Below are 2,430 nucleotides of genomic sequence, written 5' to 3'. Positions count from 1 at the left end.
ACAGTGGCGCGTGTGCTCGACGATCCCTTGCGCATCCATGGCATCGCTTCCCGCAGCGAGCGCCCGCGCCGCATCGCCGCCTTGCTGGAGCGCGTCGGGCTGACGGCGGACCTCGCCCCGCGTGCCATCCATGAAATCTCAGGCGGCCAGCGGCAGCGCGTCGCCATTGCCCGCGCCATCGCCACGAAGCCGCCGCTGATCGTGCTCGATGAAGCGGTGTCGGCGCTCGACGTTTCCGTGCGCGGGGAGATCCTCGAGCTTTTGCTCGACCTGCAGCGCCAGGAAAAGATCGCCTATCTCTTCATTTCACATGATCTCGGCGTCATCCGGTCGATCGCCCACCGCGTTATCCTTCTCGACGCCGGCCGGGTTGCCGAGAACGGCGATGCCCGAACCGTCATCGACGCACCGCAATCGGCCATTGGAAAGGCGCTGGTGGCGGCAGCACCGAGATTGAACCGGACCCTGATGCGGCTGGCGTCGGCCGGCCTCGATTGAGACCCGGCCGCCACCATCCGTTCGCTCAATAGCCGACGGTGAAGCGCTGCCTGATATGGGCCGGCTTCTCGATCTCGTCGACCATGACGATCGCGTAGTCCTCGAAGGAAATGCTGCTGCCCTCGTCGGAGGCGAGAAGCGTGTCCTTGCCGAGGCGGAATTTGCCGGTGCGCTCGCCAGGCACGAACATGGCGGATGGCGACAGGAACGTCCAATCGAGGTCGTCGACCGTCTTCAATCTGTCCAGGAAGTCGGCGCCCTTCTGCGCTTCTGCCTTGTAGATCGCCGGGAAGTCGGGGCTATCGACCAGCCGCTTGCCGGGCGCGACTTCGAGACTGCCGGCGCCGCCGACGACGAGATAGCGCTTCACGCCGGAGGCGCGCACCGCCTCGATCAGTGCATCGGTATCGCTATCCAGGAAATGCACAGAGCTGATCACAGCGTCATGGCCGCGGATCAGGTCCGCGAGACCTTCTGTGTCGAAGACATCGCCCTTCCTGGCCGTCACGCCCGGAAGCGCGACAATCTTTTCCGGGTTGCGCGCGATGCCCGTGACGGTATGGCCGCCATCGGAGAGTTCCCTGAGAAGGCGCGAACCGACAGCGCCCGATGCACCAATGAGAGCGACTTTTGCCATGTCTGTTTCCTTATGCTTGGGGGTCTGGAGGATGGGGTCACGCCGCCGCGATGTGGGCGACGAGATTGTCGAAGCTGCCGAACAGCGCGTTCGAACCGATGAGCCGGGGCGCATCGTTGCGGATGACCGCGAGCGAAGGCACGCCATCGGCATGCAGGCGCTGGAACAGCGCACGGCCACGGCCAACCTGATCGCGGTGAGCCGCCAGCAATGTTTCGGTCGGCGCCTTGAGCATTTCGGCGGCGTCCGCCATGCCGTCGGCGGCGAGCACCTCGGCCACACCGCCGATCGTCACGACATCGCGTCCTTCTACATAGCGCGCATGCTGGATCGTCTTCAGCGCCGCAAACCGGCGGCTAGGGTCCTCCAGGCCAGCGGCAGTGATGCCGAGTGTGGCGGCATGTGAGTCGAGCAGGGTGCCACGGACATTGAGGACATTGTGCCGGTAGGCCGGCGTGAACGATTGTCCGGTCAGGCGCTCGATGCGCTGGTCGTTCGCCCAGGCGTGCGCCGCAAAACCTTCATCCATCGGACGCGCGCCGGCGCCGGAAAACAGGCCGGTCGGCAGCAGCTCGACGCGCACGCCGGCGGCCGACAACCGGCCGAGCATCCGGGTGGCACCATAGCACCAGCCGCAGAGCGGATCGAAAAGATAGGTCACTTCTGAATTGTTCATAATCGCTGCTACCCATGATCCGGCTGCCGGCTTGATCGAATGCCGTTGGCTGATATGTGGCAGGTGGGGGTCTTGCGATAAATGGCACCCAATAATACAAACTGTATGATCTGATCATACAAATGGCAGCCAGCTTGGCCGAACTTCTGAACCTCAATCGGCTCGCCTACTTCACCACGGTGATGGAAACCGGCTCGTTCACGGCCGCAGCCAACCGGCTTGGCGTCGCCAAGGCCGTGGTCAGCCATCAGATCGGCAAGCTCGAAGAGGAACTGGGCGCAACGCTGCTGCAGCGCACGACCCGGCGTGTCACGCCGACCGAAGAGGGGCGCCTCTTCTATGACCGCGCGATGATCATCCTGCGGGAAGCGGAGGCCGCCTATGGCGAAATCTCGCGCGGGGCCGTCGAACCGAGCGGAACGCTGAGGCTGACGGCGCCGCTCGACTACGGCACCAAGATGGTGGCTCCGGTCATGGCGGCCTATCTCAGAACCTATCCGCAGATGCGCGTCGAGGCGATCTTCGACGACGCCGTCAGCAATCTGGTGAACGAGCCGGTTTCCATCACCGTGGTGAAGTAGGCGAGCCGATTGAGGTTCAGAAGTTCGGCCAAGCTGGC

General features: G+C 64.1%; 3 protein-coding genes and 1 pseudogene. 2 read left to right on the top strand and 2 right to left on the bottom strand.

All coding sequences use genetic code 11. The annotated features are described in order from the left end of the window. The coding region (locus tag EN884_RS32995; protein WP_164895314.1) for an ABC transporter ATP-binding protein at positions 1-498 on the top strand (498 nt) is incomplete at its 5' end. 25 nt (positions 499-523) lie between these two features. Here EN884_RS32995 and EN884_RS32990 read toward each other — a convergent pair. Both EN884_RS32990 and EN884_RS32985 read right to left on the bottom strand, forming a co-directional pair. Further along, a complete protein-coding gene (locus EN884_RS32990) occupies positions 524-1,135 on the bottom strand; it encodes an NAD(P)-dependent oxidoreductase (RefSeq protein ID WP_063169057.1) in 612 nt (203 codons plus the stop codon). Positions 1,136-1,172: 37 nt separating this feature from the next. Next, the gene (locus tag EN884_RS32985; protein ID WP_024504444.1) at positions 1,173-1,811 is read right to left on the bottom strand and encodes a DsbA family protein; all 639 of its coding nucleotides are present in this window, start codon (positions 1,809-1,811) and stop codon (positions 1,173-1,175) included. Positions 1,812-1,945: 134 nt separating this feature from the next. Between EN884_RS32985 and EN884_RS32980 the strand changes: the two are divergent. Next, positions 1,946-2,365: pseudogene (locus EN884_RS32980) on the top strand (LysR family transcriptional regulator); the annotation flags it as partial. Positions 2,366-2,430 lie beyond the last annotated feature (65 nt).

This window comes from Mesorhizobium sp. M7A.F.Ca.AU.001.01.1.1, from assembly GCF_004022735.1.
In the GTDB taxonomy this organism is placed as follows: domain Bacteria; phylum Pseudomonadota; class Alphaproteobacteria; order Rhizobiales; family Rhizobiaceae; genus Mesorhizobium; species Mesorhizobium ciceri.
Note: the sequence above shows the minus strand (reverse complement) of the source record. Positions and strands in the feature narration are given on the sequence as shown.

What these genes read in the sequence shown, in the direction of transcription:
- EN884_RS32990 (WP_063169057.1), bottom strand. Translation starts at nt 1,135, where the DNA reads ATGGCAAAAGTCGCTCTCATTGGTGCATCGGGCGCTGTCGGTTCGCGC.
- EN884_RS32985 (WP_024504444.1), bottom strand. Translation starts at nt 1,811, where the DNA reads ATGAACAATTCAGAAGTGACCTATCTTTTCGATCCGCTCTGCGGCTGG.